The sequence below is a fragment of the Neisseria sp. P0022.S010 genome, assembly GCF_051956635.1.
Window position 1 is genome coordinate 1 of the sequence record NZ_JBQCXF010000147.1, and the last position, 6,862, is coordinate 6,862.

Consider the following 6,862-nt stretch of genomic DNA (forward strand, 5'->3'; position numbering starts at 1 on the left):
GATTAGGTTTTGAAATGCCCGTAAGACAGGCAGATATGCTTGTCTTACGGGCATTTTATTTTCAGACGGCCTTCGATCTTGCGTTGCAGTTGCGGTAGAAGGCGATCAGACCGTTGGTGGAGCTGTCGTGTGCAGGCGTGCCGCGTTCGAGTTCGGGTTCGATGGTTTTGGCCAGCTCTTTACCGTATTCCACGCCCCATTGGTCGAAGGGGTTGATACGCCAAATCACGCCTTGAACGAAAGTACGATGTTCGTAAGCAGCCATCAGCATGCCGAGGTTGAAAGGCGTCAGGCTGTCGATGAGCAGGCTGTTGCTCGGACGGTTGCCGGGGAATTCTTTTTGCGGTGCAAGGCGGTCGCGTTCGTCTTGGGGTAGGGCGGCCAATTCGATTTGCACTTCGTCTAAGGTTTTGCCTTTCATCAGCGCTTCGGCTTGGGCGAAGGCGTTGGCAACGGTAAAGCGGTGTTGGCGGTGGTTGCCGTAGATTGTGGTCATGGGGACGATGAAATCAACGGGAATCAGACGCGTACCTTGGTGCAGAAGCTGGAAGTAGGCATGTTGGCAGTTGACGCCTTCATCACCAAAGACAATGCCGCCGGTGGTGCAGGAAACGGGTTGGCCGTCTGAAGTACGCTGTTTGCCGAGGCTTTCCATATCGAGTTGGTTGAGCCATGGGGTAAAGAGGCGCATGTTGTGGCTGTATGGGACAACGGTTTGGCCGTCTGAATGTTGGAAGTTGTTGTACCAAACGTTGATGAGTGCCATCAGGACGGGAATATTGCGGCGGAATGGCGTTTCGAAGAAATGGGTATCCATCGCGTGTGCGCCAGCCAGCATTTTGCGGAACGCTTTTTCGCCGACGGCAACCATCAGTGGCAGGCCGATGGGCGACCAGACGGAATAGCGGCCGCCGACCCAGTCGGACATGGCGAAAACTTTGTCGGGGGAGATACCGAAGTTTTGGGCTGCGGCCACATCGGCGGAAATGGCGCAGAAGTGGCGGTAGATGCCGGAATCAGGCAAACCTGCATCACGGTACCAAGTACGCGCCGCATAGGCATTGAGCAGGGTTTCCGGTGTGCGGAATGATTTACTGGCAATGCTGAATACGGTGGTTTCGGGGTTGAGGCCGAGAAGGGTTTGGGTCAGGTCGGCATCATCGGAGTTGCTGACAAAGTGGACGCGGATGTTTTGCCAATAAGGCTGCAGCGCCTGTGTGGCCATGCGCGGGCCTAAATCGGAGCCGCCGATGCCGATGTGAACCAAATCGGTAATGGGTTTGCCGGTAATGCCTGCGTGGGTGCCGTCTAAAAGTTGGCGTGCGAATTCGAGGGTGCGGTTGAGTTCGTGATGAACTTTGGACACGATGTTTTCGCCGTCGACGTAAACAGGTTTGGCATTGGCAGGTAGGCGTAGGGCGGTGTGGAGGACGGCGCGGTGTTCGCTGGTGTTGATTTTTTCGCCGCTGCTCATGGCCTGCATATATTGTGGCAAATCGGCTGCTTCGGCCAGTTGGCACAATAAATCAAGGGTATTTTCATCCAGACGGTTTTTGCTGTAATCAAATAACAAGCCGTGCAGAATTTCGTGCATATTGTTGAAACGTTCGGCATCTGCGGCGAAGCGTTCGCGCAGGGTAACGTGTTGAGTAGCGGCATGATGGGCTTCCAAGGCCTGCCATGCGTCTGAGTATGCGGTCATCTCGTTTCCTTAGTATGTAACGGTAAAATAAGCAGGATAGATAGGTATTTCCTGCTTTTTTGTAGTGGCTTGTAGTTTAACAAATTTGAACAGGTTTTGGGAGATGGCGGGGGTGGTTTTGTTTAAGGAATGTATGCAAAATGCAATAGAAACGGTTGATTATCATCAAGTTTCTGTAAAAAAGGGGGTATGACACCGATGTCTGCTGTGTTATCCTATGTAACATTATTGAAATCTTGTCGGGACGGGTCCGTAAGATGGCTACAATTTATGATGTCGCTGCTTATGCCGGGGTATCTCCCAAGACGGTCAGCCGGGTGATTAACGGCGATGCGTCGGTCAGTGATAAAACCCGTTCCAAAGTAGAAACAGCGATTGCTGCTTTGGGCTATATCCCGTCTTCTGCGGCGCGGATTATGCGGTCACACCGTTCCGGATTGGTCGGTCTGATTACCGGCGCCATTTCGCGGACAGGCGAGAATACGGGCGGGCACGGTATACCGGATATGTTCTTGATTAAGGGCATTCAGCAGCAGATTCGTGCACAAGGCAAGATTTTGATGATTGCCGACATCGACAACAAGCCGGGTCAGCCCGGTCAGATGGAGCCGCTGATTCGTACCTTTATGGAGCATCGTGCCGAGGGGATTTTATATGTGGCAGGTTTCCATCAGGAAGTATTGCTGCCGGAAGTGCCCAACCGTTGTCCGATGGTGTTGGTCAACTGTTTTGATTTGGCAGGTACACCGTCGGTTTTGCCGGATGACGAAGCAGGGCAGTATGGCTTGGTGCACCGGGTTATCCAAAGCGGACACAAACGGATTGCTTATGTGACTTTGCAGCCGGGCGTGGAAGCGACGAGATTGAGATTGGCCGGATACCGCCGTGCTTTGGCGGATGCGGATATTGTCTTCGATCCTGATTTGGTGCAAACTGGTTATCCTGACTTCAGCAATGACAGCGGATCTTTGATTTCGGCTATTTTGAAACTGTTGTCTTTGCCGCTTCCGCCGACGGTAATTTGCTGCGGCAACGATGAAATGGCCGTGCGCGTGTACGGGATTTTGAGGACGCGCGGTGTGCGGGTTCCCGAGCAAGTTTCGGTTGCCGGCTATGATAACCACAGCGCGATTGCGGAGATGCTGTTTCCGCCGTTGACCAGTACCGAGCTGCCTTATCTGCGTATGGGCGCGATGGCGGCGGATTTGCTGTTTCAATACATTGAACACCCGACCGGCTCGGTTCAGCCAGTCAAGGTCGTTGGGGAAACCATCTGGCGTCAGTCTGTGATTAATAAATAGTTTCAGACGGCCTGAAAATAAGCTTTAAACAACACAAACACACATCAAAATAAGAATCATGTAAACGGTCAAAATAAAGGCCGTCTGAAAACGGAGTTGCCTCAGTAAAAAGGGCAGCCCAAATACAATAAAAGCGTCATACCGCTGAAATTGGAGTTTGTTGTTTCCATAGTTTATTACCCAGGAGTAGCCTTCCTATGAAAATCTCCCCACAAGTGGCGATGACACTTCGCCAGATTATGCTGATGAACTTCGGTTTCTTCGGTATTCAATATAGCTTCGGGTTGCAGCAAACTGCGATTAATCCGATTTTCAGCTTTCTTCATGCCGACCCGAGCCAGTTGCCAATTTTGAATATGGCAGGTCCGATTACCGGTTTGCTGGTGCAGCCGATGATTGGTGCGATGAGTGACCGCACTTGGGTGCCGGGATTAGGCCGCCGCCGTCCGTATTTCTTGATCGGCGCCATCGGTTGCAGCCTCTGCCTCTTTATTTATCCGCACGTTACCGCCTTGTGGGTGGCCGTATTGCTGCTGTGGCTCTTGGACATCAGCAACAACACGGCAATGGAACCTTTCCGTGCCTTTATTGCCGATACCGTTCCTGAACACCAGCAATCCACCGGTTTCTTGATGCAGTCTGTGTTTACCGGCTTGGGCATTACCCTGGCCAACGTTTCCCTCTATATCTTTCAACAAATCGGCTGGTTGCAACAAACTTCCGAAGCGGGCATTCCGTATTGGGTATTCGGTTCGTTTTATATTGGTGCGGTCTGCTCCATCGGTTCGGTTTTGGTTACCGTTTTATCAACGGCCGAACGCGAGCCCAGCCCTGAAGAAATGGCGGCCATTAAAGCCCAGCCGAGCGGTCCGGCCCATGCTGTTAAAGATATTGTCGTTGCCGTGCGCGAAATGCCGACTGCCCTGTGGCAGCTGGCCTTGGTGTATCTCTTCCAATGGTACGCGCTCTTCATCTACTGGCAATATATTTCCCACAGTATCGTCCAATCCGTCTGGGACTCGACCGTTGAAAATACCGAAGCGTATAGCCAAGCGGTTGCATGGACCGGCCTGGTAAACGGTTTCTACAACGTGGTAACCTTTATCTCCGCCTTCGGCCTGATGTGGATGGCGCGCAAATACGCCGCCAAATATGTTCACGCCTTTGCCGTAACCCTTGCCGCGCTGGCCTTGCTCACCATTCCGCACATCGGCAACAAATACCTGATGTTTGCGCCGATGATTGGTTTCGGTGTCGGTTGGGCAAGTATGATGGGCGTGCCGTTTATGATTGTGGTCGGCTCTATCCCTAAAGAACGTTACGGCGTGTACATGGGTATTGTGAACATGATGATTGTGATTCCTATGCTGATTGAAACCGTATCTTTCGGCTGGGTGTACAAAACCTTCTTGGGTTCAAACCCTGCCAACGCGATGACTTTTGCAGGTGTTTCCCTGGCTATTGCCGCTGCATTGACCTTAACCATTAAAACTGCGGCCAAACCGGCTACTGCAGAATAACGAAGTTTTGATTTAAAACCAAAATAAAAAGGCCGTCTGAAACATGAAAGGGTTTCAGACGGCCTTTTTGGTCGAAACAAATCATATTTGCCAACTTGATTCGGTAAGCCTTATTGTTGCTGCACTACCGTTCATCACTCAAATTGGCTATGACTGCCGATTTTGCTTTACAATATCCTTCTTTAATTGATTTCGTTTTACCATCCTGATGACAGAACACATTTCCGCTCCAAGTCCATCTCCTATCGGCGAAGACTACCTGCTGTTAGGTCAGTACGCCGAACGCGCCTATCTCGAATACGCCATGAGCGTGGTCAAAGGCCGCGCGCTGCCTGAAGTTTCAGACGGCCAGAAACCTGTACAACGGCGTATTTTGTTTGCCATGCGCGATATGGGTTTGACGGCGGGCGCGAAGCCGGTGAAGTCGGCGCGCGTGGTCGGCGAAATTTTGGGTAAATACCATCCGCACGGCGACAGTTCCGCCTATGAAGCGATGGTGCGTATGGCGCAGGATTTTACCTTGCGCTACCCCTTAATCGACGGCATCGGCAACTTCGGTTCGCGCGACGGCGACGGGGCGGCGGCGATGCGTTACACCGAAGCGCGGCTGACGCCGATTGCGGAATTGCTGTTGTCCGAAATCAATCAGGGGACGGTGGATTTCGTGCCGAACTACGACGGTGCGTTTGACGAACCGCTGCACCTGCCAGCACGTCTGCCTATGGTCTTGCTCAACGGCGCGTCAGGCATTGCAGTGGGCATGGCGACCGAAATTCCGTCACACAATTTGAACGAAGTCACGCAGGCGGCGATTGCGCTGTTGAAAAAGCCGACGCTGGAAACCGCCGACCTGATGCAGTACATTCCCGCGCCCGATTTTGCCGGCGGCGGTCAAATCATCACGCCGGCGGACGAATTGCGCCGGATTTACGAAACCGGCAAAGGCAGCGTGCGCGTGCGTGCGCGTTACGAAATCGAGAAGCTGGCGCGCGGACAATGGCGCGTGATTGTGACCGAGCTGCCGCCTAACACCAATTCCGCCAAAATCCTTGCCGAAATCGAAGAGCAAACCAACCCGAAACCGAAAGCGGGTAAAAAGCAGCTCAACCAAGACCAGCTCAATACTAAAAAGCTGATGCTGGATTTAATCGACCGTGTGCGCGATGAGTCCGACGGCGAACATCCCGTGCGTTTGGTGTTCGAGCCGAAATCCAGCCGCATCGATACGGATACCTTCATCAACACGCTGATGGCGCAGACTTCGCTGGAAGGCAATGTGTCCATGAACTTGGTGATGATGGGGCTGGACAACCGTCCCGCGCAGAAAAACCTGAAAACGATTTTGCAGGAATGGCTGGATTTCCGCGTCGTGACCGTAACACGCCGTCTGAAATTCCGTTTGAACCAAGTGGAAAAACGGCTGCACATCCTTGAAGGCCGTCTGAAAGTCTTTCTGCACATCGACGAAGTGATTAAAGTCATCCGCGAATCAGACGACCCGAAAGCCGATTTGATGGCGGCGTTCGGGCTGACCGAAATCCAAGCCGAAGACATTTTGGAAATCCGCCTGCGTCAGTTGGCGCGTTTGGAAGGTTTCAAACTCGAAAAAGAATTGAACGAATTGCGTGAGGAACAAGGCCGTCTGAATATCCTTTTGGGCGACGAAAACGAAAAACGCAAGCTGATTATCAAAGAGATGCAGGCGGACATGAAGCAGTTTGGCGATGCGCGCCGCACGCTGGTGGAAGAAGCCGGACGCGCCGTGTTGACGCAAACCACCGCCGACGAACCCATCACGCTGATTCTGTCGGAAAAAGGCTGGATACGCAGCCGTGCCGGACACAACCTCGATTTGAGCCAAACTGCATTCAAAGAAGGCGACCGCCTCAAACAAACCCTCGAAGGCCGAACCGTTTTGCCCGTCGTCATTCTCGATTCATTGGGTAGAACCTACACGCTCGATGCCGCCGAAATCCCCGGCGGACGCGGCGACGGCGTGCCGGTTTCATCGTTAATCGAGCTGCAAAACGGCGCAAAACCCGTCGCTATGCTTACCGGTCAGCCCGAACAGCACTACCTGCTCTCAGGCAGCGGCGGCTACGGCTTCATCGCCAAGTTGGCCGATATGGTCGGACGCGTGAAAGCGGGCAAAGTAGTGATGACCGTGGATAGCAGTGAAACCGTCCTGCCTCCGGTTGCCGTCTATGCTTCTTCGCTCATCAATCCCGACTGCAAAATCGTACTGGCCAGCAGCGACCACCGCCTCTTGGCGTTTTCCATCGGCGAACTCAAAGTCATGCCCAAAGGGCGCGGTTTGCAGTTGATGTCGCTGACCGACG

At 52.9% G+C, this 6,862-nt stretch carries 4 protein-coding genes; 3 read left to right on the plus strand and 1 reads right to left on the minus strand.

Going from position 1 to position 6,862, the window contains the following annotated elements:
* Window positions 1-61: 61 nt before the first annotated feature.
* Entirely contained in the window at window positions 62-1,702 is a 1,641-nt protein-coding gene (pgi, locus tag ACTHUT_RS12095) for a glucose-6-phosphate isomerase (RefSeq protein ID WP_440386043.1), read from the minus strand.
* A gap of 257 nt (window positions 1,703-1,959) precedes the next feature.
* Here pgi and ACTHUT_RS12100 point away from each other — a divergent pair, with 257 nt between their 5' ends.
* The 3 genes from ACTHUT_RS12100 to parC all read left to right on the plus strand — a co-directional run.
* Complete coding sequence (locus ACTHUT_RS12100) at window positions 1,960-3,003, plus strand: LacI family DNA-binding transcriptional regulator (protein WP_440386044.1); 1,044 nt, start codon at window positions 1,960-1,962, stop codon at window positions 3,001-3,003.
* A gap of 197 nt (window positions 3,004-3,200) precedes the next feature.
* Entirely contained in the window at window positions 3,201-4,523 is a 1,323-nt protein-coding gene (locus tag ACTHUT_RS12105) for an MFS transporter (RefSeq protein ID WP_440376891.1), read from the plus strand.
* 208 nt (window positions 4,524-4,731) lie between these two features.
* The coding region (gene parC, locus ACTHUT_RS12110) for a DNA topoisomerase IV subunit A (RefSeq protein WP_440418833.1) at window positions 4,732-6,862 on the plus strand (2,131 nt) is incomplete at its 3' end.

Excerpts from the sequence above, each read along its gene's own strand:
- pgi (WP_440386043.1), bottom strand. The coding sequence starts at position 1,702 with ATGACCGCATACTCAGACGCATGGCAGGCCTTGGAAGCCCATCATGCC.
- ACTHUT_RS12105 (WP_440376891.1), top strand. The coding sequence starts at position 3,201 with ATGAAAATCTCCCCACAAGTGGCGATGACACTTCGCCAGATTATGCTG.
- ACTHUT_RS12100 (WP_440386044.1), top strand. The coding sequence starts at position 1,960 with ATGGCTACAATTTATGATGTCGCTGCTTATGCCGGGGTATCTCCCAAG.